Annotated in this window: 23 protein-coding genes; 14 read left to right on the top strand and 9 right to left on the bottom strand. The window is 71.2% G+C overall.

Annotation, left to right across the window (positions count from 1 at the left end):
• Positions 1–22: 22 nt before the first annotated feature.
• The 3 genes from OG948_RS27225 to OG948_RS27215 all read right to left on the bottom strand — a co-directional run bounded on the left by OG948_RS27225 (position 23) and on the right by OG948_RS27215 (position 3,915).
• Positions 23–325: an urease subunit gamma gene (locus OG948_RS27225; RefSeq protein WP_395859746.1), complete on the bottom strand. Its 303-nt coding sequence runs from the start codon at positions 323–325 to the stop codon at positions 23–25.
• An 82-nt stretch (positions 326–407) separates the two neighbouring features.
• Positions 408–1,646 carry an acyltransferase family protein gene (locus OG948_RS27220; protein ID WP_406298954.1) on the bottom strand — a complete coding sequence of 413 codons (1,239 nt, stop codon included), beginning with the start codon at positions 1,644–1,646 and terminating at the stop codon, positions 408–410.
• Between the two features lie 259 nt (positions 1,647–1,905).
• Positions 1,906–3,915, bottom strand: coding sequence for a prolyl oligopeptidase family serine peptidase (locus tag OG948_RS27215; RefSeq protein WP_406298953.1), 2,010 nt, complete (start codon positions 3,913–3,915; stop codon positions 1,906–1,908).
• A 95-nt stretch (positions 3,916–4,010) separates the two neighbouring features.
• On the opposite strand from OG948_RS27215, the gene arfB reads away from it, so the two are divergent.
• Both arfB and OG948_RS27205 read left to right on the top strand, forming a co-directional pair.
• Positions 4,011–4,433, top strand: coding sequence for an alternative ribosome rescue aminoacyl-tRNA hydrolase ArfB (gene arfB, locus OG948_RS27210; protein WP_406298952.1), 423 nt, complete (start codon positions 4,011–4,013; stop codon positions 4,431–4,433).
• A 250-nt stretch (positions 4,434–4,683) separates the two neighbouring features.
• Positions 4,684–5,184 (top strand): ATP-binding protein, encoded by a 501-nt coding sequence (locus tag OG948_RS27205; protein ID WP_406298951.1) that lies wholly within the window; start codon positions 4,684–4,686, stop codon positions 5,182–5,184.
• 6 nt (positions 5,185–5,190) lie between these two features.
• Here the strand turns inward: OG948_RS27205 and OG948_RS27200 are convergent, their stop codons facing one another.
• Positions 5,191–6,057, bottom strand: coding sequence for a DUF1206 domain-containing protein (locus tag OG948_RS27200; RefSeq protein ID WP_406298950.1), 867 nt, complete (start codon positions 6,055–6,057; stop codon positions 5,191–5,193).
• A gap of 217 nt (positions 6,058–6,274) precedes the next feature.
• Positions 6,275–7,456 carry an acyl-CoA dehydrogenase family protein gene (locus tag OG948_RS27195; RefSeq protein WP_406298949.1) on the bottom strand — a complete coding sequence of 394 codons (1,182 nt, stop codon included), beginning with the start codon at positions 7,454–7,456 and terminating at the stop codon, positions 6,275–6,277.
• A gap of 101 nt (positions 7,457–7,557) precedes the next feature.
• On the opposite strand from OG948_RS27195, the gene yidD reads away from it, so the two are divergent.
• Entirely contained in the window at positions 7,558–8,259 is a 702-nt protein-coding gene (gene yidD, locus OG948_RS27190) for a membrane protein insertion efficiency factor YidD (protein ID WP_406298948.1), read from the top strand.
• 43 nt (positions 8,260–8,302) lie between these two features.
• On the opposite strand, the gene rsgA is transcribed toward yidD, so the two are convergent.
• The 3 genes from rsgA to OG948_RS27175 form a co-directional block, all read right to left on the bottom strand.
• A complete protein-coding gene (gene rsgA / locus OG948_RS27185; protein ID WP_406298947.1) occupies positions 8,303–9,391 on the bottom strand; it encodes a ribosome small subunit-dependent GTPase A in 1,089 nt (362 codons plus the stop codon).
• A 235-nt stretch (positions 9,392–9,626) separates the two neighbouring features.
• Positions 9,627–10,997 (bottom strand): YihY/virulence factor BrkB family protein, encoded by a 1,371-nt coding sequence (locus OG948_RS27180; RefSeq protein ID WP_406298946.1) that lies wholly within the window; start codon positions 10,995–10,997, stop codon positions 9,627–9,629.
• Positions 10,998–11,108: 111 nt separating this feature from the next.
• The gene (locus OG948_RS27175) at positions 11,109–11,645 is read right to left on the bottom strand and encodes a hypothetical protein (protein WP_406298945.1); all 537 of its coding nucleotides are present in this window, start codon (positions 11,643–11,645) and stop codon (positions 11,109–11,111) included.
• Between the two features lie 225 nt (positions 11,646–11,870).
• On the opposite strand from OG948_RS27175, the gene OG948_RS27170 reads away from it, so the two are divergent.
• The 11 genes from OG948_RS27170 to OG948_RS27120 all read left to right on the top strand — a co-directional run bounded on the left by OG948_RS27170 (position 11,871) and on the right by OG948_RS27120 (position 21,742).
• A complete protein-coding gene (locus OG948_RS27170; protein WP_355541009.1) occupies positions 11,871–11,954 on the top strand; it encodes a putative leader peptide in 84 nt (27 codons plus the stop codon).
• 133 nt (positions 11,955–12,087) lie between these two features.
• Complete coding sequence (locus tag OG948_RS27165; protein ID WP_406298944.1) at positions 12,088–13,785, top strand: nitrite/sulfite reductase; 1,698 nt, start codon at positions 12,088–12,090, stop codon at positions 13,783–13,785.
• Complete coding sequence (locus OG948_RS27160; RefSeq protein ID WP_406298943.1) at positions 13,782–14,003, top strand: hypothetical protein; 222 nt, start codon at positions 13,782–13,784, stop codon at positions 14,001–14,003. Before OG948_RS27165 ends, OG948_RS27160 begins: the two co-directional genes overlap by 4 nt.
• Positions 14,000–14,698: a phosphoadenylyl-sulfate reductase gene (locus tag OG948_RS27155; protein ID WP_406298942.1), complete on the top strand. Its 699-nt coding sequence runs from the start codon at positions 14,000–14,002 to the stop codon at positions 14,696–14,698. Before OG948_RS27160 ends, OG948_RS27155 begins: the two co-directional genes overlap by 4 nt.
• 55 nt (positions 14,699–14,753) lie before the next feature.
• The gene (gene cysD / locus OG948_RS27150) at positions 14,754–15,680 is read left to right on the top strand and encodes a sulfate adenylyltransferase subunit CysD (RefSeq protein ID WP_406298941.1); all 927 of its coding nucleotides are present in this window, start codon (positions 14,754–14,756) and stop codon (positions 15,678–15,680) included.
• A gap of 2 nt (positions 15,681–15,682) precedes the next feature.
• On the top strand, positions 15,683–17,029 hold the full coding sequence (locus OG948_RS27145; RefSeq protein ID WP_406298940.1) for a sulfate adenylyltransferase subunit 1: 1,347 nt from the start codon (positions 15,683–15,685) through the stop codon (positions 17,027–17,029).
• A gap of 129 nt (positions 17,030–17,158) precedes the next feature.
• Positions 17,159–18,298 carry an ABC transporter substrate-binding protein gene (locus OG948_RS27140; RefSeq protein ID WP_406298939.1) on the top strand — a complete coding sequence of 380 codons (1,140 nt, stop codon included), beginning with the start codon at positions 17,159–17,161 and terminating at the stop codon, positions 18,296–18,298.
• Positions 18,299–18,382: 84 nt separating this feature from the next.
• The gene (locus tag OG948_RS27135) at positions 18,383–19,180 is read left to right on the top strand and encodes an ABC transporter ATP-binding protein (RefSeq protein ID WP_395859762.1); all 798 of its coding nucleotides are present in this window, start codon (positions 18,383–18,385) and stop codon (positions 19,178–19,180) included.
• Positions 19,167–20,090, top strand: coding sequence for an ABC transporter permease (locus tag OG948_RS27130; protein WP_406298938.1), 924 nt, complete (start codon positions 19,167–19,169; stop codon positions 20,088–20,090). The genes OG948_RS27135 and OG948_RS27130 overlap by 14 nt, the downstream gene beginning before the upstream one ends.
• A gap of 2 nt (positions 20,091–20,092) precedes the next feature.
• Positions 20,093–20,830, top strand: a complete 738-nt coding sequence (locus OG948_RS27125; RefSeq protein ID WP_406298937.1) for a sirohydrochlorin chelatase — start codon at positions 20,093–20,095, stop codon at positions 20,828–20,830.
• A gap of 24 nt (positions 20,831–20,854) precedes the next feature.
• Positions 20,855–21,742, top strand: coding sequence for a phosphotransferase enzyme family protein (locus OG948_RS27120; protein ID WP_406298936.1), 888 nt, complete (start codon positions 20,855–20,857; stop codon positions 21,740–21,742).
• A gap of 13 nt (positions 21,743–21,755) precedes the next feature.
• Here OG948_RS27120 and OG948_RS27115 read toward each other — a convergent pair whose 3' ends face one another.
• Positions 21,756–22,880, bottom strand: a complete 1,125-nt coding sequence (locus OG948_RS27115) for an SAV2148 family HEPN domain-containing protein (protein WP_406300353.1) — start codon at positions 22,878–22,880, stop codon at positions 21,756–21,758.
• Positions 22,881–23,178: the final 298 nt, after the last annotated feature.

Below are 23,178 nucleotides of genomic sequence, written 5' to 3'. Positions count from 1 at the left end.
GCCGCCAGCGACCGGCGCGGCCTCACGGAATCGGCCGATGCACGGTCACCAGCTTGGTCCCGTCCGGGAAGGTGGCCTCCACCTGCACGTCCGCCAACAACTCCGGAACGCCCTCCATCACGTCGTCCCGGGCGAGCACGTGTCGACCCGCCTCCTGGAGGTCGGCCACCGAGCGCCCGTCCCGCGCGCCCTCCAGCAGGAACGACGACAGGACCGCCACCGACTCCGGGTGGTTGAGCCGCAGTCCTCTGGCTCTCCTGCGCTGCGCCAGATCGGCGGCGTAGGAGACCATCAACCGCTCCTGCTCATGCGGGGTCAGCAACACGTCGTGCCCCTCCTCGAGAGTCGTACCGGCTCGTTGCCCTCGAAGAATCGCCGCCGCGTGTTACCCGTCGAAACGGGGCATGTTAACGCGGCGTATCCAAACCCTCACCACTCGAACGCCGCAACCCGCGCCTCGGAGCGGGGTCGGACGCTTCGCGCATCGTCTTCAGGGACTTGTCGAAGCCGCGCTTCATGAGCCGACTCAGCGGACGCTCGACCAGGCGATGCAGCAGCCACGCCACGGTCAGCGCCGCGACCAGCGCCACCCCGATCGCCGCCCGGTCGCCGAGCCCGCGCTCGCGCAGCCAGTGGATCAGCGTCCAGCCGGCCTCCTGGTGGATCAGATACAGGGGATAGGTCAGCGCGCCGAACACGGCCAACCCCTTCCACCGCACCCAGTCGAACCAGCCCAGCGCCACCGCGATGATCACCGCGTAGGCCAGGGTGATCGCCACCGACACGCCCACCGTCGACATCGGATCGCCGACCGCGTCGTCGTAGACCTTCTTCAGGCCCGGCACGTCCGCCATCGCCAGCAGCCAGGTGAAGCCGACCATGGCCCAGAGCAGCAGATTCGGTCCGAAGCGATACATCAGGTAGATGGTCACGCCCGCGACGAAGTACGGCGCCTGACGCAACATCGCGAGCTCTTCCAGGATCGGCACCTCGCTGCCGTTCGCGATCATCGCCACGACCAGCCAGATGCCGCAGAAGGCGACCACGCGGCGATAGGTCAATCCCATCGCCACGACGATCGCGAACAGCAGATAGAACTGCAGTTCCAGCCACAGCGTCCAATAGACGCCGTCGACGTCCTTGTACCCGAGCCGGCCCTCGAACATGGTGAAGTTCACCACCACGGTCCGGGCGTCGATGCCGGCCCGGGCGCCCGGCCGGCCCAGATCCGGCGCGAAGTGCAGGACCGTGGCGGTGAGCAGGATGGCCGCCCAGAAGGCCGGATACAGGCGCACGACCCGGGACACCACGAAGTCGCCGGCCTGCCGCCCCCAGGAACTCATGCAGATCACGAAGCCGCTGATGATGAAGAACAACTCGACGCCGAGCCAGCCGTATTGGGTGATCCCGGCGACGGTCGGCATGAAGTCCTGCGGGGTACGACCGCCCCAGATCTCCGGCACGCCGGCGTCCGCCGTCCAGTGGAAGGACAGCACGGCCAGTGCGGCGAACAGTCGAAGCACGTCGAGCGCGTACAGGCGGGTGGGACCCGTACGGCGGGCGGCGGGGGCCCGGACCGGCGGATCGGGCAAAGGCCCGCGATCCGGTGCGGCGGAGGGTCGCTCTTCGACGGGCGCTTCGGGCATGGTCGGCTTCCTCGACGGTGGGCCGCCTCGGCTCGGACGGACGACCGGAGTGCGGTCGACACCATCCCACCCGAGTCGGGCGAAAACATACGAACCGATGACCGAGTGCGTCGGCATACCCGCACTGCCTCGGGAATCACAGGACCCGAGGGTAACGGCCCGCGCGCCCGATCCGGGCGGGCGGGCCGCCGAGCCGCGTCGGTCACCCGCGCGGCGCCCCGGCGGAGGGGACGCCGCGCTCGGTTCGAGCCGCGTCCGGTCAGAATCCCCCGCCCGGCGGGGGGTCGATCGGGTCGGCCGGCCGGAAGCCGAAGACCTTTCCGTAGAACCACAGTTCGGCCTCCAACGCGCGGATGATGTTCTCCGCCCGCCGGAAGCCGTGCTGTTCGCCCTCGAAGGCCAGGTAGACGTAGGGCAGCCCCTTCTCCTTCAGGGCCGCGACGATCATCTCCGCCTGGGCCGGCGGGACCACCTGGTCCTCCAGCCCCTGGAACACCGCGAGCGGAGTGGACAGGTGCTCGGTGTGGTTGATCGGCGAGCGCGCCCGATAGACCGCCTCGGCCTCCGGGTACGGGCCGACCAGTCGGTCCAGGTAGCGCGATTCGAACTTGTGCGTGTGCCGGGCCAGCGCCGCGATGTCGGCGACGCCGAAGTGGCTCGCGCCGGCGGTGAAGTCGTCGCCCGCCACCAGCGCGGCCAACGTGGTGTAGCCGCCCGCCGAGCCGCCCCGGATGGCCAGCTTGGTGCCGTCCACGACGCCGGTGTCGGCGAGGTGCCGGGCCACCGCGGTGCAGTCCTCGACGTCGACGATGCCCCACGAGTCGTACAGCAGGTTGCGGTACTCCCGGCCGTAGCCGGTGCTGCCGCCGTAGTTGACGTCCGCCACCGCGAAGCCCCGGCTGGTCCAGTACTGGATCCGCAGGTTGAGCACCGCCGACGCCTGCGCGGTCGGCCCGCCGTGGATGGACACGATCAGCGGTGGCAGTTCGCCCTCCGGCGCCCGCACGTCCGGGTTCTTCGGCAGGTACAGCAGCGCGTGCGCGGTACGGCCGGCCGCGGAGCCGAACTCGATCGCCCGCGGCGCGCTGAACCACTGCGCGTCCAACCCGAAGTCCCGGGCCGGGCGCAGCCGTTCGATCTGCAACGCGGTGGGGGCGCCGGGCGCGAGCCGGACCCGGCGCGGCGCGTCCTCGTCGTCCGGACCACCGCCGATCAACAACACCCCGCCGGGCACCGCGACCAGGTCGGACAGCCGGTTCAGCCCGGTCTCCACCCGGGCGGGCGGCTGCTCCGGGCGGGTCGGGTCGACCAGACCCAGGTAGGCGAAGCCGCCGGAGCCGACCGCACAGGCGATCCGGCCGTCGTCGAGGAAGGTGTAGAAGCGCTCGCCGAAGACCCACTGCGGGCCGCCGATCTCCGCCTCGACCGGCGCCACCGCCTCGACCTGACCACCCGCGCCGACCCGGTACAGGTTCCACCACCCGGTGCGGTCCGACGCGAACCACAGCGCGCCGTCCGGCCCCCACTCGGGCTGGACCACCGATTCGCGCCCGCCGCCCGCAAGCGCCTGCGCGCCGGTCGGCCGCGGCCCCGCCTCGATCGCCGCGACCATCAGCTCGGCCGCGTCCCACGGCATGTCCGGGTGCGACCACTGGGTCCAGGCCAGCGCCGAGCCGTCCGCGGCCGGGCGCGGCGAGGACACGAAGTCCGGTCCGGTGACCAGGACCCGCTCGCCGCCGAGGCCGTCCAGCGGCAGCGCGACGATCTCGTTGACCGCCTCGCCGTGCGTGCTCACCGCCGCCGGCTCGTGGCTCTCGCGCACCGCGACCAGCCACTCGCCCGGGCCCCACTGCCCCGCGGGCACGATCGTGAAGTCGGCGTAGCGCAGACCCGCCTCGACCTCCGGCTCGGCGGAGACCGGCACCGGCGCCGCGTCGCCGGGCGCGAGGCGGTACAACCGCTGATCGGTCCAGTTCGCGAAGACCAGCACACCCGCGTAAATCGTCCAGGCCGCGCCGCCGTACTCGTGCACGCGGGTTCGCGCCGAGAACCCCTCGGGCAGCACGTCCTCGGGCGACCCGCCCGGTCGCAGCCGCACCAACTGGATCCGGCCACCCTCGGACGGCCTACCCTCCGACCACCACACGTCCTCGCCGTCGGCCCGGATGTCGCCGGGAGTCGCGGCCCCCTCCACGAGCCGCTCGGCCGTGATCGGCGAGGGCCAGGACCCGTATGTCTTCGTCTCGTCCGCGTTCATGTCGGCACTCATCCCCCGATCCTCTCCGTCCCGAGCCCGGAAAGCATCCGCCAACGCGCTCGAAAACCCGGTCGACCCGGGCCGGTGCGACACGGGATCATGTCCGTATGACGACAGATCTCGACATTCGCGGCGTGGTGATACCCGCCGCCGAGCTGTCGTGGCGATTCTCGCGCTCCTCCGGACCGGGCGGACAGTCGGTGAACACCACGGACAGCCGCGCCGAGGTGTCCTTCGACCTGGGCGCCAGCACGATGTTGCCCGACGTGCTCAAGGAGCGGGCGCTGCACCGATTGGCCGGGCGCCTGGTGGACGGCGTACTCACGGTCGCCTCGTCCGAGCAGCGTTCCCAGCTCATGAATCGACAGGCCGCGGTCCGCCGATTGGTCGAGATCCTGGTCGAGGCCACCGCCCCGCCCCCGCCACCCCGGCGGCCGACCAAACCCTCGCGCGGGATGCGCGAACGCAGGCTGCGCAACAAGCACCATCGCGGTGAGATCAAACGACTGCGGCGCTCGACGGGCGATTGATCCCGGATCCGAACAGGATCCGAACCGGGCGCAAAGTCGAGATGAAGTGTCGCTCACCGAAGCATTACGGATCACACCCGGAAAACCACGCCACGAACACGACGGGCCATCGCACACTGCCAACGCCGGCGCAAGACCCGCGCTCCGCAGTGAACGAAGCGAAGGACTCCGGGATGCCATCCCCCGCATGTGTGCCCCATCCGTCCCATCCGACGATCGTCCCGGTCGCGTCCCGCTCGTCGAGTCATCCGTGACCGCCGTCGGGCGGGCCCGCGCCCGCGCTCGACACGAGCGCACCTCGAGGGACGGCCGGCACGAACCCGATCCCGAGCATCGGCCCGGGCCCGTGTTCGTGCGTTGGACCATCGCACCCACGGTCGCGGGCGTACCCGAGGTACGGCATCGCCTGCGCGACCTGTTACGCGCCTGGGGGGTGGCCGAGGAGATCGAGGAGATCCTGCTCCTGGTCGCCACCGAGCTGACCTCCAACGCGGTCCGACACGCCGCGATCCGCACCGAGCGGATCCGGATCACCGCGTCGCACACCGGCGCCGAGATCCGCGTCGAGGTCGCCGACGACCACCCGTTCCGCCCGCACGCACTCCTGGACACCGGCCCGGATGCCGAGGACGGCCGGGGGTTGATGATCGTGAAGCTGATGGTGGCCGAAATCGGCGGCCGGATCGACGTCCTGTCCGTCGGCACCGGGAAGAGCATCCGGGTCACGGTGCGCGGGGACGCTCCGGGGTAGCCGGCCTCAGCGCACCCGGCGCCACCGCGCCTCACAGAACGAGTACAGCCCGAACACCACCAGGCCCAGTGCCACCACCACGAGCAGGGCGGGACCCGCCGGCGTGCCCGCGAACGAGCGCAGCGTCTCGTCCACTCCCTTGGCCCGGTTCGGGTCGAACTTCACCGCCGCCACCACGATGAACACACCGGCCGCGCCGAACACCACACCTCGACTGATCCCGCCGATCATCCCGAGCAGGTCCACCGCCTTGCGCTGCGTGGGGCCCATCTCGCCGGTGTTCAGCTTCTCCCGGAACTTGCGCAGCGCGTACCGTACGGCCATCCCGATCCCGACGCCGAGCAGCACCAGTCCGGCCAGCCCCACCAGATACCGACCGCCGGGCCAGTCCAGCGCCTTGGCCGTGAGGTCCTTCGAGGTCTCGTTGCTGCTGCCGCCCTGCTCCTTGCCCTGCTCGCCACCGTCCGCGGTGAGGGTGCGGATCAACGAGACGACCACGAAGCCGTAGAAGATCGCCCGGCCCAACGACATCAGCCGCTTGCCCACCTTGTTCCCGTCCGGCACGGCCTGCCCGAACGCGGCCTCCGCCAGCCGCCACAGGCACATCCCGATCAGCGCGACGACCAGCACCCACAACATGGCCTCGCCGAACGGCTTCTTGCCGATCTCCTCGACCGCACCGCCCCGGTCGGCCTCCTGGTTCTTGTCGCCGAAGGCGATCTGCACCGCGATCGCGCCGACGAGGATATAGAGGAGGCCGCGTGCGGCCAGGCCGGCTCGGGCAAGGCCCACCATCACCTTGCTGTCGGCGGCCTGCCGCCCGGCGGCCTTGGCTTCACGACCGGATTCGGCCATGGAGGCTGACGCTGACATGTCGTATCCCCAAAGGTTGTCCCGGAGCGCCTTCGCGGCCGTGCCGTACGGCATCCGGCTGGGCAGACGTCTGCCCGGACCGGTCCCGGGCAAACGGCACGCAAAGTCGCCGCGGCGTCGGGGATCAGGGAATCGAGGGGTCGTCGAGTCGTCGGATCGTTCGGTGGCCGGTTCGTCCGGTGGTCGGGCGGAGGCACCCCCCGCCGCGCCGGTCCGATCAGTGGAAGGCGTCCAGGCCGGTGAGCGCCTTGCCGATGACCAGGGTGTGCATCTCCGAGGTGCCCTCGTAGGTGAGCACCGACTCCAGGTTGTTCATGTGCCGGATCACCGGGTACTCCAGCGAGATCCCGTTGGCGCCCAGGATCGTACGCGCCTGACGGGCGATCGCGATCGCCTCGCGGACGTTGTTGAGCTTGCCGAAGCTGATCTGCTCCGGGCGCACCGCGCCCGCGTCCTTGCGCCGGCCCAGGTGCAGTGCGAGCAGGTGCGCCTTGCCGATCTCCACCGCCATGTCCGCCAGCTTGGCCTGGGTGAGCTGGAACCCGCCGATCGGCCGGCCGAACTGCTCCCGCGTGCGGGCGTAGTCCAGCGCGGACTCGAAGCACGAGCGCGCCGCGCCCACCGCGCCCCACACGATCCCGTACCGGGCCTCGCCCAGACACGTCAGCGGGCCGCGCATGCCCACCACGTCGGGCAGCACCGCGTCGGCCGGCAACCGTACGTCGTCCAGCGTCAGCTCGCTGGTGATCGACGCGCGCAGGGACATCTTGTGCTTGATGTCGACGGCCGCGAAGCCGGCGGTGTCGGTGGGCACCACGAAGCCGCGCACACCTTCCTCGGTCTGCGCCCAGATCACCGCGACGTCGGCCACCGAGCCGTTGGTGATCCACATCTTGCGGCCGTTGAGCACCCAGTCGTCGCCGTCCCGCTTGGCGTGCGTGCGCATCGACGCCGGATCCGAACCGTGATCGGGCTCGGTCAACCCGTAGCACCCGAGCGCCTCGCCCGCGGCCAGCCGAGGCAGCCACGTGCGCCGGTGCTCCTCGGTGCCGAAGCGGTGGATCGCGAACATCGCCAGCGAGCCCTGCACCGACACGAGCGAGCGCAACCCCGAGTCGCACGCCTCCAGTTCCAGACACGCCAGGCCGTACTGCACCGCACTGGTCCCGGCGCAGCCGTAGCCGTCCAGGGTCATCCCGAGTACGCCGATCCCGCCCAGCCCGCGCGCGAGCTCACGTACGTCGGGCAGCTCGCCGCGCTCGAACCACTCGGCCACGTACGGCGTGACCCGGTCGGCGCAGAACCGGCGCACGGTGTCCCGGATCGCCTTGTCCTCGGGGTCGAGCAGATCGTCGATGCCGAGCGGGTCCATCGGGTCGAACGCGGGTGCCTTGGCCATCTGCGGGTGCCTCCTGTGTGCGGACCGGGAGACCCGAACGGCGCCGAACGGGTCCCGGTAGATTGCCCCGAACATAGATCCGGAACACGGGGAGCACCACCATGACCCAACCGCCGCACGAACCGCACCCCCTGTTCGGGGACGGCGCGGGCCCGCCCGGCGAGACGCCCGAGCAGCGGCGCCGCCGGCTCGAGGAGGAAGAGGAACGTCGCCGCCGCCAGGAGCGCCGTGAGGATCTCGCGGACGCCGCCGGGGAATTCGGCAACCAGCCCTCGGGCGGCGGAGGTGGTGGTGGCGACGGCTGGTCCGGCGGCGGATCCGGGGGGTCCGGCGGTGGATCGGGCGGCGGTCGCGGAGGCGGCGGAGGCGGCGACGGCCGGGGCTGCTGCGGCCGCGGCGGCAACCGGGACGGCGGCGATCGGGACAGCGGTGGAGGCGGCGGGAGCGGCGGCGGTCGCGGAGGCGGCGGCGGAAACGGCGACTGTGGTTGCGACGCGTGCCTGATCAGCCTGTTCTCGCTGCGCCTGATGTGGATCGCGCTGACCAGCCTGCTCCGCCCGCGCGGCGGCTCGCCCGCCCGCCGATTGGGTGCCGCCGTGGAGCGCTACCGCACCGAGATCAGCCCGCGCACCCCGCCGTGCTGCACCTTCACGCCGACCTGTTCGACCTACGGCAAGCAGGCCCTGCACCGGCACGGCGCGGTCCGGGGCACGTATCTGACGGCGCGTCGGCTGATCCGCTGCCGCCCCGGCAACGGCGGCTTCGACCCGGTGCCGGGCGCACGGCGGGCGAAGGGACACTGACCGGCGGTCGGAGGGCGGGCCGAGCCCGCCCCCCGACCTGCCGTCACTTCTTCGGCGACGGCGAGCGGCGCATCTCCTTGTGGATCAGCTTCCACTCACGGGCCCGCTCGGCGCGGATGCGATGGTCCTCGCGCGAGGCGATCCAGCGTGCCTCCCGGAGCAGCTTGCGGTAGCTGTCCAGGCGACGCTGCGGCAGTTCGCCCGCCTCGATCGCGGCGAGCACCGCGCAGCCGGGTTCGCTGTCGTGTGTGCAGTCGGCGAAGCGACAGTCCCGGACCAGGGCGTCGATGTCCGCGAAGGTGCGGTCCAGCCCCTCGCCGACGTCGTACATGCCGACGCCGCGCATGCCCGGGGTGTCCACCAACACGCCACCGTTCGGCAGCGGGACCAACTCGCGCCAGGTGGTGGTGTGCCGGCCCTTGCCGTCGCCGCGCACCTCCTGGACCGAGGTCACCTCGGCGCCCGCGAGCGCGTTGGTGAGCGTGGACTTGCCCGCGCCGGAGGTGCCGATCAGCGCGACGCTCTGGCCGGCGGTGTACGCCTCGAGCACGTCCAGGCCCTCGCCGGTGAGCGCGCTGGCGACCACGACGTCCACGCCCATCGCCACCGCCTCGACGTCGGTGCGCAGGTCGTCGGCGTCGGCCGCGAGGTCGGCCTTGGTGAGGATGACCAGCGGCCGGGCGCCGCTCTCCCACGCGAGCGTGAGCAGCCGCTCCAGCCGGCCGAGGTCCGGCGGCACGTCCAGTGGGACGACGGCGCCGATCAGGTCGACGTTGACCGCCAGGACCTGACCCGCCGAACGCCCGGAGGCCTGTGAGCGCACCAGTGCGGTGCGGCGCTCCAGCAGCGCGGCGACGAACGCCTCGCGGCCGTCGTCGGGAAACTCCAGCGCGGCCCAGTCGCCGGTGCACGGCAGTTCACCACCACCGTGCGCGGCCCGCACGGTGCCGTCGGCGGTGACCACCTCGCACAGCGAGCGGTCCACACGGGCGATCCGCCCGGGGACGAGGCCGTGGGTCAGGTAGGGGGCGAATTCGGTGTCGCGGTCCGCGTCCCAGCCGTAGGCGGCGAGCACGTCGGAGGTCGCGACGGAAGAGGTGTTGCGGGAAATTCGGTGCTGCTGGGAAGACAAGCCGGTGGCCCTTCGAGGGGCGGATCCGCCGACCTGCGCGCCACCCGGAACGACCCGGTGCGGCTACGCGGTGCGAACCCGAGAGATGGAGAGGGGGAATGAGGTCCAGCCCATCCGGGCGACCGTCATCAAGGTCGTGGTCACGACATCCACCTCCCACCTGTTGTGTGCGACCTCGGGTCGCGCTCTCGAACAGCACGTGGCCCCAGCGGACCACTCGGGAAAGCCTAGGCCATCACGGCCGGTCGCGTCGAGCGTGTTCCTGCTCGCCGGCCACGGGTCGGGTCGGCCGCGGCGGCCACGCGGTGTCGTCCAGCGGCAGGCCCGGCAACTCCTGCCCGGCGGGCATGTGCAGGCTCGGCGGCTGGCCGTTGGTGGGCGGCGGACCGGGCGGTCGCGGCGGTCGGGACGGCATCCGGGTGGGCACCTCGCCGGCCCGGCGGCTGCCGTTGGCCCGACCGTTGACCGTGCCCGCGTCGCCACGCTTGGCGTCGCGCGCGTGGATGGCCCAGCGCTCGGGGAACTCGGACGGCGGCTCGGCGATATCGGGGAGTTCGCCGTGGATGACGGTGTCCTCCATCTCGTCGTGCTCGTCCGAGCCGGGTGTCCAGTCGCCGGGGTTGCCCCGGTGCCGGCCCGAGCGCAGGTGCTCCATGGCCGCGGCGATCTCCTCGGCGGCCTTCTCCTTGTCCCGCTCGGCGCGCGCCTGCGCGGTCTCCTGACTGGGCCAGACCTGGTCGATCGCGGCGTTGACGGCCGCGCCGATCAGCACGGCCATGGCCGCGAAGTACATCCACACCATGACCGCGACCGGGGCGGCGAGCGAGCCGTAGACGGTGGGGCCGTCGATGGTGGTGGCGAGGTACACGCGCAGCAGGAAGCTGCCGAGGATGCACAGGAGCAGGGCGACCAGCGCACCGGGTATGTCCTCGCGCCACGGCGTCCGTACCGGCACCGACACGTGGTAGAGCGAGGTCAGGAAGCAGACCGAGAGCACCACCAGGACCGGCCAGTACAGGATGTGCACGGTCCCGGCGAAGTGCGGGAATGCCTTGACCACCAACTCGGGGCCGGCCACCAGGAGCGGGATCAGGAACATCCCGAGCAGCAGGCCGACCACGTACAGCGTGAAGGACAGCAGTCGGGTGCGCACGATGCCGCGCTTGCCGGACAGGCCGTACATGATCGTGATGGTGTCGACGTAGACGTTGAGCGCGCGCGAGCCGGACCACAGGGCGATCAGGAAGCCGGCCGAGATGATGTCGGCGCGCCCGGAGTCGAAGACGTCGTTGACCAGCGGGACCACCACCTGCTCGGTGCTCTTGCTGGAGAGCACCGACCCGGCGGCCTTGACGATGTCCGCCTTGAGGTCGTTGACCGTGCTGCCGCCGATCATGCCGTGCAGGTAGCCGACGGTGCCGGCGAGCCCGAGCAGCAGCGGGGGCAGCGAGAGCAGCATGAAGAACCCGGCCTCGGCGGCCAGGCCGGTGACCCGGTGGTTGAAGCAGGAGATCACCGTCTCGCGGAGTATCCGCCACAATGCGCTCCGCAACCGGATGCGACCGGCCCCTCGCAGGCGAGGTCGTTGTTGGTAGTCCGCTGCCACCCCTTTAAGGTATCCGGCCGGGGGCCTGCCATTCGCCAAGTCGCCGACCGGGTGGATCCACCCCCCGTTCGGCCGCCCTCCGCACCCCGTTCACCGGGTGGTCCGCGCTGGTCAGCGAGTGGGCACCAGCACCCCGGAAAGCCTGCTGAGCACCCGCGCCGCGGTGCGCAGTTCCTCGGCCGGCAGGTCCGCGAAGGCGCTCTCCCAACTCTCCCGGAACAACGTGTCGAGCCGGTACAACTCGCGCCGTCCGGCCGGGGTGAGCCGGGCCACCGAGCCGCCTCGGCCGCGCCCGGCGCGCACCGCCTCGACCAGGCCCTCGCGTCCGTGCACGTCCAACAGGTCGCGCACGGCGGGCACCGACAGGCCGAGCACCCGGGCCAGCCGCTCGTTGTCCAGGTCGAGTTCGTCGGCGAGCGCGGCGAGCAGCCGATACCGGGTACCGTCGGCATCGGCGTCGACCGGACCGACCTGCCCGGCACGATCGGCACGGATCGCGGAGAGGAATCCGTTGAGGGCGTACCGCAGTGTCTCGACCGCTTCCTCGCGACGCGGCTCCGGTCGCTCGGAGGCGGATCCCGCGGTAGATACGGGAACGCATACGGAGCGCGTTCTGCGCCGGGGCGCGCCCAGAACCTCGCCTGGCATACCCATCAGCTCCTCGTCCACTGTGGTGCGTGGGCCGCGTACCGTTCGGGGGAACGGCATCCGACCACCCGTACCGTAACCAACCGCGGCGACGATCCATGCCGCGACCGGCGGGGAAGATCATCTCATCTCATAATGTGGGCATGCCCGTTCGATATGTGAGATGGGCGTTCGTATCCCGGACAGTGATGGACGGCTTTCTGGCTCCATGTCAATCTTTGCGACATGTCACGCGCCGGTATTGCTCTCGTAGGTCGACTCCACGTCGACCTCGGACGCATGTCCAGCGCCGTCTGTTCGCCGGTCTGACGACCCGCCCGTAGCACCTGTCTGCCGGGCGCGCGGTCGCACCGGCACCACGACTCTCACGGCCGGTCCGGCGAGGGTGCGGCCGGATGCTCCCCTGCGCGTCCCCCACCGATCCGCCCGGAGGACGCTCCCCATGGCCGCCACTACCGACACCGCCGGCAGCGGTCCCCGCGCCCGCAAGACCGCTCGCCATCGCGGCGAGGGTCAGTGGGCCCTCGGCCATCACGAGCCACTCAACGGGAACGAGCAGTTCAAGAAGGACGACGACGGTCTCAATGTGCGCGCGCGCATCGAGAATGTCTACGCCCATCGCGGCTTCTCCTCGATCGACCCCAACGACCTGCGCGGCCGGATGCGTTGGTGGGGCCTGTACACCCAGCGCAAGCCCGGGATCGACGGCGGCAAAACCGGCGTGCTCGAGCCGCACGAGCTCGACGACGAGTACTTCATGCTGCGCGTGCGGGTGGACGGCGGCCGGCTGAACCTGGCCCAGTTGCGGGCCATCGCCGAGGTCTCCGAGCGGTTCGCGCGTGGCACCGCGGACGTCACCGACCGGCAGAACGTGCAGTTCCACTGGATCCGGATCGAGGACGTCCCGGAGATCTGGCGGATCCTGGAGGGCGTCGGCCTGTCCACGACCGAGGCCTGCGGTGACACCCCGCGCGTGGTGCTCGGCTCGCCGGTGGCCGGCGTCGCCGAGGAAGAGATCATCGACGGCACCTGGGCCATCGACGAGATCAACCGGCTGTACATCGGCAAGCCCGAGTACTCGAACCTGCCGCGCAAGTTCAAGACCGCGATCTCCGGATCGCCGCTGCTGGACGTCGCGCACGAGATCAACGACATCTCCTTCGTCGGCGTCGTGCACCCCGAGTTCGGCCCCGGCTTCGACGTGTGGGTCGGCGGCGGGCTGTCCACCAACCCCAAGCTCGCGGTCCGCCTGGGCACGTGGGTGCCGCTGGCGGAGGTGCCGCAGGTCTGGGAAGGCGTCATCTCGATCTTCCGCGACTACGGTTACCGCCGGCTGCGCAACCGCGCGCGGCTGAAGTTCCTGGTCGCCGACTGGGGGCCGGAGCGCTTCCGCGAGGTGCTGGAGAACGAGTACCTGAACCGCAAGCTGGTCGACGGCCCCGCGCCCGAGGCGCCCGCGCAGGTGTGGCGCGACCACGTGGGCGTGCGTCCGCAAAAGGGCGGCGGCTTCTACGTGGGCTTCGCCCCGCGCGTGGGCCGGGTCGACGGCGCGACGCTCGGCAAGATCGCCGACCTCGCCGAGCGGCACGGCTCGGACCGGGTGCGCACCACGGTCGAGCAGAAGATGCTCATCCTGGACGTCGCCGAGGACAAGGTCGCCTCGCTCAAGGAGGGCCTGGAGGCGCTCGGTCTGCGGGTGGACCCGAGCCCGTTCCGGCGCGGCACGATGGCCTGCACCGGCATCGAGTTCTGCAAGCTGGCGATCGTGGAGACCAAGGGTCGCGGGATCCGGCTGATCGACGAACTCGAGCAGCGGCTGCCGGAGTTCGACCAGCCGATCACGATCAACATCAACGGTTGCCCGAACGCGTGCGCCCGGATCCAGGTCGCCGACATCGGCCTCAAGGGCCAGTTGGTGCTCGACGACGACGGCGAGCAGGTCGAGGGCTACCAGGTGCACCTGGGCGGCGGGCTGGGCCTGGACCCCGGTTTCGGGCGCAAGATCCGCGGCCTCAAGGTGACCTCGGCGGGCCTGGCCGACTACATCGAACGCGTGCTGCGCCGCTTCCAGGAGCAGCGCACCGAGGGCGAGCGCTTCGCCCAGTGGGCCGTGCGCGCGGCCGACGCGGACCTGTCGTGAGCGGCGCCGGCGGCGCCGAGCCGGGCCAGCGGGCCGTCCCGTTCTACTGCCCCTTCTGCGGCGACGAGGACCTTCGTCCGCACGAGGAGGGACACGGCACCTGGCTGTGCTCGGCCTGCCGGCGGGCGTTCTCGCTGAAGTTCCTGGGTCTGGTCTTCCCGGAGAGGCACGTCCCCGCAGAGCACGACCGGTCGATCACACAGGAGGAGGCCCGATGACCGTCACCGAGACCACCGATCTCGAGGCACTCGCCACTCGCGCCGGCCTCGAACTCGAGGACGCCGACGCGTCGGAGATCCTGGCCTGGACGCACGAGCTGTTCGGCCCGACCTGGTGCGTGACGTCCTCGATGGAGGACGCCGTGGTCGCGCACCTCGCCTCGAAGGTGGCGCCGGGCGTGGACGTGGTCTTCCTGGACACCGGCTACCACTTCCCCGAGACCATCGGCACCCGCGACGCGGTCGCCGCGATCTACGACGTCAACGTGATCACCGTGCACCCGGAGTTGACCGTCGTACAGCAGGACGAGAGGTACGGCGCCGCGCTGCACGATCGTGATCCCGACGCGTGTTGCGCGATGCGCAAGGTGGCGCCGCTGGAGCGGTCGCTGACGAACTACCGCGCGTGGGCCACCGGACTGCGCCGGGACGACTCGCCGAGCCGGGCGAACACCCCGGTCGTGTCCTGGGACGCGCGCAGGCAGAAGGTCAAGGTCGCCCCGATCGCCCGCTGGACGCAGGACGACGTGGACGCCTACGTGGCCGAGCACGGCGTACTGACCAACCCGCTCCTGATGGACGGGTACGCCTCGATCGGCTGCGCGCCGTGCACCCGCCGGGTGGCGCCCGGCGAGGACGCCCGCGCCGGACGATGGGCCGGCAACGGCAAGACCGAGTGTGGGATCCACACATGACCGGCCCGATACGCACCACGGCACCGTGCTCGACGAAGACGAAGGAGGGGTTGGCGTGACCACGACGATCGACAAGGGCACCGCACCCGGAGCCCTGACCCACCTGGACGCGTTGGAAGCCGAGTCCGTGCACATCTTCCGCGAGGTCGCGGGCGAGTTCGAGAAGCCGGTGATCCTGTTCTCCGGCGGCAAGGACTCGATCGTGATGCTGCACCTGGCGCGCAAGGCCTTTTGGCCCGCGCCGGTCCCCTTCGCGCTCCTTCATGTCGATACCGGGCACAACTTCCCCGAGGTCATCGAGTATCGCGACCGCGTGGTGGCCGAGCACAACCTGCGGCTGCACGTGGCGAGCGTGCAGGAGTTCATCGACAACGGCCGGTTGCGCGAGCGCCCGGACGGCACCCGCAACCCGTTGCAGACCGTGCCGCTTTTGGAGGCGATCGAGTCCAACCGCTTCGACGCGGTGTTCGGCGGCGGTCGGCGCGACGAGGAGAAGGCCCGGGCCAAGGAGCGGGTGTTCTCGCTGCGCGACGAGTTCGGCGCGTGGGACCCGCGCCGGCAGCGGCCCGAGCTGTGGCAGCTCTACAACGGCCGGCACCGCGTGGGCGAGCACGTGCGGGTGTTCCCGATCTCGAACTGGACCGAGCTGGACGTGTGGCAGTACATCGAGCGGGAGAGGATCGCGCTGCCGCGGATCTACTTCTCGCACGAGCGGGACGTCTTCGAGCGCAACGGGATGTGGCTCTCGCCCGGCGAGTGGGGCGGTCCGAAGGCCGACGAGGAGACGGTGCGGCGCGTGGTGCGCTACCGCACGGTCGGCGACATGAGCTGCACCGGCGCCGTCGACTCCCCCGCCACGACGGTGGCGGACGTGATCGCCGAGATCGCAGTGAGCAGGCTGACCGAACGGGGGGCCACGCGCGCGGACGACAAGATGTCCGAGGCCGCGATGGAAGACCGCAAGCGCGAGGGGTACTTCTAGCCATGAGTGGGACATCCGAGATTTCGCCGGACGCCCTGTCGTCCGCGGACGAGCGCGTGGGTCTGCTCCGGCTGGCCACCGCCGGCTCCGTCGACGACGGCAAGTCCACCCTGGTGGGCCGGCTCCTGCACGACTCCAAGTCGGTGCTCACCGACCAGTTGGAGGCGGTCACCCGGGTCAGCAACGAACGCGGCCAGGAGGAGGCCGACCTCGCGCTGCTCACCGACGGGCTGCGGGCCGAGCGCGAGCAGGGCATCACCATCGACGTCGCCTACCGCTACTTCGCCACCGCCAGGCGCCGATTCATCCTCGCCGACACGCCGGGTCACGTGCAGTACACGCGCAACATGGTCACCGGCGCCTCCACCGCCGAGCTCGCCGTGGTGCTGGTGGACGCGCGCAACGGCGTGGTCGAGCAGACCCGCCGGCACGCGGCCGTCGCCGCGCTGCTGCGGGTGCCGCACGTGGTGCTCGCGGTGAACAAGATGGACCTGGTCGACTACAGCGAGGAGCGCTTCGCCGAGGTCGCGAACACGTTCACCGAGTACGCCGAGGCGCTCGGTGTGCCCGACGTGCGCTCGATCCCGGTCTCCGCGCTGCGCGGCGACAACGTGGTGGACCCCAGCTCGCACATGGACTGGTTCTCCGGGCCGACCCTGCTGGAGTACCTGGAGACGGTGCCGGTGGAGAGCGACCCGACGCTGGAACCGGCGCGCTTTCCGGTGCAGTACGTGCTGCGGCCGCAGTCGGACGACGAGTACCGCGACTACCGGGGCTACGCCGGCCAGGTCGCCTCCGGGGTGTTCCGCGAGGGCGACGAGGTCGTGGTGCTGCCGTCCGGGCAGCGCACCTCGGTCGCGGGCATCGACCGGCTCGGCGTCTCGGTGCGCCAGGCCCGGCAGGGCGAGTCGATCACCCTGCGGCTGGCCGACGACGTGGACATCTCGCGCGGCGACCTGATCGCGCCGGTGGACTCGGCACCGCGGCCCACCCAGGACGTCGAGGCCACCGTGTGCCACGTCGCCGACCGCCCGCTGCGGGCCGGTGACCGGGTCCTGCTCAAGCACACCACGCGCACGGTCAAGGCGATCGTCAAGGACATCGCCTACCGCCTGGACCTGAACGCCCCCATCGACGGCGTGCTGGGCCACGAGCGCCACCTGACCGAACTGCGCGCCAACGACATCGCGCGGGTCGTCCTGCGCACCGCGCAGCCGCTCGCGCTCGACGACTACGCCGTCGGTCGCCGTACCGGATCCTTCCTGTTGATCGACGAGGCCGACGGCTCGACGCTCACCGCCGGCATGGCCGGCGCCGCGTTCTCCGCGCCGGGTCGATGTCACGGCTGACTCGATCGCGGGTGTGACCACCCGCTTTTGACGCTCCGTCAGCTGTACCGAGACATCGTCCGCCGCCGTCCACCACACACGTCGTCCCGGCCCGCGCACAACGGCGCGGGCCCGAGGGAAGGTCCCCGCATGTCCGTTTTCAGGACAAACCGTCGTAGATCGATACGTACCGGCTTCACCGCCGCCCTCCTCCTGCCGCTGCTCGCGATGTCCGCGTGCGGCTACGGCGAGGACAAGAAGGACGACAAGAAGAACACGCCGGCCGCGGGCGCGGCGCCGGCATCCGGTGGCGCCAAGGCGGGCACCTCGGCCTCGCAGATCCGACTCGGCTTCTTCGCCAACGTCACCCACGCGACGCCGCTGATCGGTCTGAACGAGGGCTTCTTCGCGAAGGAGCTGGGGACCACCGAGATCAAGCCGCAGGTGTTCAACGCCGGACCGGCCGCGATCGAGGCGCTCAAGGGCGGCTCGATCGACGCGACGTACATCGGCCCGAACCCGTCCATCTCCGGCTTCACCAGCACCAACGGCGAGTTGTTGCGGATCGTGGCGGGCGCCACCTCCGGCGGCGCGTCGCTGGTGGTCAAGCCCGGCATCAACGGGCCGGCCGACCTCAAGGGCAAGAAGATCGCCTCGCCGCAGCTCGGCGGTACCCAGGACGTCGCGCTGCGGGCGTGGCTGACCAAGGCCGGCTACAGCGTGGACACCTCAGGCAAGGGCGACGTCAGCGTCGTGCCGACCGACAACGCGCAGACCCTGGCCGCGTTCCAGAAGGGCGACCTGGACGGCGCCTGGCTGCCCGAGCCGTGGGCCACCCGACTGGTACTGGAGGCCAACGCCAAGGTCCTGGTGGACGAGCGCACGCTGTGGCCCGACGGCAAGTTCGTCACCACCGACCTGATCGTGTCCACCAAGTTCCTCAAGGAGCACCCGGACACCATCGAGGCGCTGCTCAAGGGCCAGGTCGCGGCGAACGACTGGGCCGCCAGCAACCAGGACAAGGCCAAGGCCGCGGTCAACGCGAAGATCACCGAGTACGCCGGCAAGCCGCTCGCGCAGAATGTGCTCGACACGGCCTGGCCCAACATCTCGATCACCAACGACCCGCTCGCGGCCTCGCTGCAAAAGCTCTCCGACGACGGCGTCGCGGTCGGTGTGACCAAGAAGCTCGACATCCACGGCATCTACGACCTCACTCTGTTGAACAAGGTCCTGGCCGCGGGCGGCAAGCCCGCGGTCTCCGACGGAGGCCTGGGCCCGAAGAAGTAGCGTTCGCGCCGCTTCGCCCCGGGCGACCGTGCCCGACCGAGCCCTTCCCCGCCCGACGCGCCCATCGAGAGAGGTGATCCGGACATGACCCAGACCATCAGCGAGGCCACGACCAAGGCCACGACCCCTGTCGAGACCGGCTTCGCGGTCCGCCTTGACCAGGTCACCAAGATCTTCGGCCGAGGCGGCGGCACGCCCGTCCTGGACGGCATCGACCTGACCGTCGCCCCGGGCGAGTTCGTCTGCCTCCTGGGCGCGTCGGGCTGCGGGAAGTCCACCCTGCTCAACCTGATCGCCGACCTGGACCGGCCCACCTCGGGCACCATCGAGGTCTCCGGCGACCGCCCCGCGCTGATGTTCCAGGACCACGCGCTGTTCCCGTGGCTGACCGCGGGCAAGAACATCGAACTGGCCCTGAAACTGCGCGGGGTGCCCCGCGACCAGCGGCGCGCCGAGACCGACGCGCTGCTGGAGCTGGTCCGGCTCGGCGGCGCGCACAAGAAGCGCGTGCACGAGTTGTCCGGCGGCATGCGCCAGCGGGTGGCACTGGCCCGCGCGCTCGCGCAGGCCGGTGATCTGCTGCTGATGGACGAGCCGTTCGCCGCGCTGGACGCGATCACCCGCGACGTGCTGCACGACGAGCTGACCCGGATCTGGGCGGAGACCGGCCGCTCGGTGGTGTTCGTGACGCACAACGTCCGCGAGGCGGTACGACTCGCCCAGCGGGTCGTGCTGATGTCCTCGCGCCCGGGTCGGATCGCCCGGGAGTGGAAGATCGACATCCCACAGCCGCGCCGGATCGAGTCCACCGGCGTGTCCGAGCTGTCCGTGGAGATCACCGACGAGTTGCGAGGGGAGATCCGCCGCCATGGCCGCGCCTGATCTGACGAAGTCCGCCCCCGGGATCGAGGCCGACGCCGACAAGGCCCACGTCGAGGAGGACCTGGCCGGGCTCGAGGCAGGCCTGGACGCGCTGGAGAGCTATGAGAAGGAGCGCAAGCCGTTCTCCCGTGTCCTGCTGGAGAAGGTGCTCCCACCGATCCTGGCGATTCTGCTGGTGCTGGCCGCCTGGCAGATCGCCTACTCGATGGAGATCAAGCCCCGCTACGCGTTGCCCAGCCCGCAGGACGTGTGGGACGCGTTCATGGTGCAGTGGAAGAAGGGCACCGTCTTCGACATCCTGTGGACGAGCCTGTCCCGGGGCATCCTGGGCTTCTTGATCGCGGTCGCGATCGGCACCCCGCTGGGCCTGATCGTGGCCCGGGTGAGCTGGATCCGGGCCGCGATCGGCCCGATCCTCTCCGGTCTCCAGTCGCTGCCCTCGGTGGCGTGGGTGCCGCCGGCGGTGATCTGGTTCGGACTGAACAACAGCGCCATCTACGCGGTCGTGCTGCTCGGCGCGGTGCCCTCGATCGCGAACGGCCTGGTGGCCGGGATCGATCAGATCCCGCCGCTGTACCTGCGCGCGGGCCGGGTGCTCGGCGCGCGCGGCCTGAACAGCGTGTGGCACGTCATGCTGCCCGCGTCGCTGCCGGGCTACGTGGCCGGCCTCAAGCAGGGCTGGGCCTTCTCCTGGCGTTCGCTGATGGCCGCGGAGCTGATCGCCGCGGGGCCCGAACTGGGTTCGGGACTGGGTCAATTGATGGACCAGGGACGAGACCTGGGCGACATGCCGATGATGTTGACGGCGGTGTTCATGATCCTGATCGTGGGCATCGGCATCGAGATGCTGGTCTTCACCCCGGTCGAACGCCTCGTGCTGCGCCAGCGCGGCCTGGTCGCGGGGAAGTAGCCATGCACCCCACTCCCCCGCTCCTGGCCGTCGCGCACGGCAGCCGCGACCCTCGGCACGCCGAGGCGATGGCCGCCCTGGCCGGACGCGTTCGCGCGCTGCGGCCGGGGTTGCGGGTGGAGATCGGCTACCTGGACCACTGCGGCCCGCGCGTACCCGAGCGCCTGGACGAACTGGCCGACGCCGGCGCGGACGCGGTGGTCGCGGTGCCGCTGCTGTTCACCCCGGCGTTCCACGCCAAGCAGGACGTGCCCGACGTACTGCGACACACCCGCCTGACCGTGCGCCAGGCGGCCACACTGGCCCCCTCTCCGCTCCTGCTGGCCGCCCTGGACCTGCGCATGCGCGAGGCCGGGGTACGGCCGGGCGACGGCCGCTACGGCGTCGTCCTGGCCACCGCCGGTTCCACCGACCCGGAGGCGAACGCGGTGATCACCATCGTCGCGCGGGAGTGGCGGCGCACCGGTTGGTGCGCCGTGGTCCCCGCGTTCGCCTCCGTCCACCAGGGCTCCACGATCGGCGCCGCGGTCGCCGATCTGCGCGCTCTGGGCGCCGAGCGGATCGTCGTCGCGTCCTGCATGCTGGCGCCGGGCATTCTGCCGGACCGGATCCGCGAGCAGGCCTCGGCGGCGGGCGCCGACCCGATCACCGAGCCGGTCGCGGACACCGACGAGATCGCCCGTCTGGTACTCGACCGCTACGACGCGGCGCTGCCGTCGCGATCCCGGCTCTCCGCCTGACCCGAGACCGGTACCATCACCGGCGTGATCGACTCGGTGGCCGGCGAACGTTCGGTACTCGTACGCGCGTGCGCGAAGGTCGGAGTGCCGTCCGCCGGCGCCACATTGCTCGCCTTCGGCGAGAACGCGGTGTTCGCGCTGCCCGGTCCGGGCCTGGTGGTCCGGGTCGCGCGCGGGGCGCACATGGCCGAGCGGGCCCGCCGCGAGATCGCGGTCGCGTGCTGGCTCGCCGAACAGGACTTCCCCGCGGTGCGACCGGCGGCGGGCGTCGACCCGCAGCCGGTGTCGATCGACGGCCGTCCGGTCACCTTCTGGGAGTTGCTCTCGCCGGCCGAGCGCGAGCCGGACATCGTCGACCTGGCCAAACTGCTCAAGAAGCTGCACGCGCTGCCCGCGCCGCCGTTCGCGCTGCCCGCCCGGGAGCCGCTCGCGCTCGTGGAGACCTGGCTGGACTCCGCGGACGCCGCGGTGGGGTTGGAGGATCGCCGCTTTCTGCTGGCCCGCCGCGACGCGCTGGAGGCGGCCTGCGGCGAGCTGACCCCGACGCTGCCGCGCGGCCTGATCCACGGCGACGCGCTGCTGCGCAACGTCGGCGTGCACGGCGGTCGGGCGCTGCTGCTGGACTGGGAGACGGTCGCCCACGACCTGCGCGAGTTCGACCTGGTGCCCACCCCGTTGGCCGCGGTGCGCTACGGCCTGCCCGACGGCGCCGAGCGACGGTTCGCGAAGAAGTACGGCTTCGACATCACCGACTGGCCCGGCTACCCGGTGCTGCGCGACACCCGCGAACTGGCCGCCACCGCCTGGGTCGCCCAGCACGTGCCCGGCAACCCGGCGGCGGAGGAGGAGTTCCACCACCGGGTCCGCACGCTGCGCACCGGCGACCTGGACGCCCGCTGGCACGCGTTCTGAGCGCCGCCGGCGCTCACGAGGTGCGCTTGCTGTCCGCCCACTGCTGCTCGAACTCCTCCTGGAACAACGGGTAGAGCCCGCGCACCGTGTCGCCCGCCGCGTCGGCGCGCAGCACGAAGGCGGGCGACTCGATCCCGCGCGCGTGCCGCAGATACGGCTGGACCAGCCCGACGTCGCCGTCCACCAGGTAGGCGCCGAATCGGGGCGCCTCGTCGTACAGCCGGATCTCGATCCGCCTGGGCTCGCGCAGCTTCGAGCGGATCCGGCGCATGTGCAGGATGTTGAGCGTGGTCATCCGGGACAACAGCCCCTTCTTGATGCCCTCGTCCCGCTCCCGCTGCTTCATCGCGTCGCCGGCCGGGTTCAGGAACAACAGCCGCATCTCGCAACCGCTCGCGCCCAGCCGGGCGAGATCGCGCCCGGAGTAGTTCTGGCACAGCAGGTTCAGCGACACGCCCATCGCGTCGATCCCGCGCGCGCCGTCCACCAGGTCGGCGAACGGCAACCGGCGTTGCAGCGCCGAGCGGTCCTGGAAGACCCCGACCACGTCCGCGTAACGCCCGGCGAACAGCTCCTCCACCGCGTCCAGCGCCAGCCTGCGGTCGCCCCGGTCGGCGAGCGGGCCGTCCAGCATCGCCAGCACCCGCAGGCACGCGCGTTCGACCTGGGCCAGCACGTCCGGCGACAACACCCGGTTGCGGGCCACGATGTGCCGGCCGATCTCGACCTCTTCCAGGGCGCGTTCCAGCTTGCGCCGGTCCGGCAGGAAGGGTTCGAAGCACCACCAGTTGCGCACCATCAGCTCGCGCAGTTGCGGCAGGGTCAGGAACGCGATCAGTTCGTCGTCGGCCGGGTCCACGATGTATCCGCGTCGGCGGCTCATCTCCCGTACCGCCTCGGCGCGTTCGACCCATTCGTTCTGCACGTTGCCGGCCGCGGCCAGCACCCAGGCGCCGTCGTCGTGCGGGTGTTCGCCGGGGCCGTAGACCGGGATGAGCACCGCGCCGATCACCGCGCGCAGCCGCTGTTCGATCAGGTTCAGGTACACGTACGCCCGACCCGCCCGGCGGGCCCGCAGCAGCGCGCCGGCCCAGTCCTCCTCGGTCCAGGTGAGCGTCGCGGGGTCTATCCCGGGCATCGGGTCGGGCGGGCCGGAGCCGTCCAGGACGGCGGTGTCGGCGATCGCGTGCCGGGGGCCGGGCAGCGCTCCCGGGTCGATCGCGAACGAGCCGGTGTCGGTGAGCCCGGCCGTCCCGGCCGAGGACTCGCCTTCGGGGTAGGGGGCGTACGGATCCGGGAAGGTGTCACCGCCGCCGCCCGGCAGCGGGCCGCCCAGGTCACCGAAGCCGGTCGTACCCGTCCCCTCCGCAGGATCCTCGGTCGTCGAGGGTGGCGAGTCGGACTCCCGATCGGCCATCGCGTCCCATCCGTTCGTC

It is taken from the genome of Embleya sp. NBC_00888, assembly GCF_045207655.1.
Taxonomy (GTDB): Bacteria; Actinomycetota; Actinomycetes; order Streptomycetales; family Streptomycetaceae; genus Embleya.
Note: the sequence above shows the minus strand (reverse complement) of the source record. Positions and strands in the feature narration are given on the sequence as shown.

Excerpts from the sequence above, each read along its gene's own strand:
- OG948_RS27220 (WP_406298954.1), bottom strand. The coding sequence starts at position 1,646 with ATGCCCGAAGCGCCCGTCGAAGAGCGACCCTCCGCCGCACCGGATCGC.
- OG948_RS27215 (WP_406298953.1), bottom strand. The coding sequence starts at position 3,915 with ATGAGTGCCGACATGAACGCGGACGAGACGAAGACATACGGGTCCTGG.
- arfB (WP_406298952.1), top strand. The coding sequence starts at position 4,011 with ATGACGACAGATCTCGACATTCGCGGCGTGGTGATACCCGCCGCCGAG.
- OG948_RS27200 (WP_406298950.1), bottom strand. The coding sequence starts at position 6,057 with ATGTCAGCGTCAGCCTCCATGGCCGAATCCGGTCGTGAAGCCAAGGCC.
- OG948_RS27195 (WP_406298949.1), bottom strand. The coding sequence starts at position 7,456 with ATGGCCAAGGCACCCGCGTTCGACCCGATGGACCCGCTCGGCATCGAC.
- yidD (WP_406298948.1), top strand. The coding sequence starts at position 7,558 with ATGACCCAACCGCCGCACGAACCGCACCCCCTGTTCGGGGACGGCGCG.
- OG948_RS27175 (WP_406298945.1), bottom strand. The coding sequence starts at position 11,645 with ATGCCAGGCGAGGTTCTGGGCGCGCCCCGGCGCAGAACGCGCTCCGTA.
- OG948_RS27170 (WP_355541009.1), top strand. The coding sequence starts at position 11,871 with ATGTCACGCGCCGGTATTGCTCTCGTAGGTCGACTCCACGTCGACCTC.
- OG948_RS27165 (WP_406298944.1), top strand. The coding sequence starts at position 12,088 with ATGGCCGCCACTACCGACACCGCCGGCAGCGGTCCCCGCGCCCGCAAG.
- OG948_RS27155 (WP_406298942.1), top strand. The coding sequence starts at position 14,000 with ATGACCGTCACCGAGACCACCGATCTCGAGGCACTCGCCACTCGCGCC.
- OG948_RS27145 (WP_406298940.1), top strand. The coding sequence starts at position 15,683 with ATGAGTGGGACATCCGAGATTTCGCCGGACGCCCTGTCGTCCGCGGAC.
- OG948_RS27140 (WP_406298939.1), top strand. The coding sequence starts at position 17,159 with ATGTCCGTTTTCAGGACAAACCGTCGTAGATCGATACGTACCGGCTTC.
- OG948_RS27135 (WP_395859762.1), top strand. The coding sequence starts at position 18,383 with ATGACCCAGACCATCAGCGAGGCCACGACCAAGGCCACGACCCCTGTC.
- OG948_RS27130 (WP_406298938.1), top strand. The coding sequence starts at position 19,167 with ATGGCCGCGCCTGATCTGACGAAGTCCGCCCCCGGGATCGAGGCCGAC.
- OG948_RS27125 (WP_406298937.1), top strand. The coding sequence starts at position 20,093 with ATGCACCCCACTCCCCCGCTCCTGGCCGTCGCGCACGGCAGCCGCGAC.
- OG948_RS27115 (WP_406300353.1), bottom strand. The coding sequence starts at position 22,880 with ATGCCCGGGATAGACCCCGCGACGCTCACCTGGACCGAGGAGGACTGG.